Source organism: Paraburkholderia sp. SIMBA_027 (assembly GCF_046535315.1).
Classification (GTDB): domain Bacteria; phylum Pseudomonadota; class Gammaproteobacteria; order Burkholderiales; family Burkholderiaceae; genus Paraburkholderia; species Paraburkholderia tropica.
On record NZ_JAWRWY010001365.1, the window covers coordinates 1 to 245 of the forward strand.

1 pseudogene is annotated in these 245 nt (G+C 57.6%); it reads right to left on the reverse strand.

Annotated elements, in window-relative coordinates:
• A pseudogene (locus tag SB764_RS43640) lies at window positions 1–245 on the reverse strand (integrase); the annotation flags it as partial.

A 245-nucleotide genomic window follows, 5' to 3' on the forward strand; every position in this document is an offset into this window, starting at 1 on the left:
CCGGAATTCTCCATAGCGCGGCGTCCAGGTCGAATTCGGACCATGTCGACTCGACGAGTTCGGATTTCCGAACCATCGTCAGCACCAGCAGGTGTAGCGCTAACTTCAACGGTCGTCGGATACTCGATGCATAAATCGATCGGAGCACCGAGCCGATTTCGTCTGGAGAGAGAACGCGGGTGCGGCTGTCCGATGTTGCTATCGAGCGAGCTGGAATGATCTGCGCCGGGTTTGTCGTCGCGAGT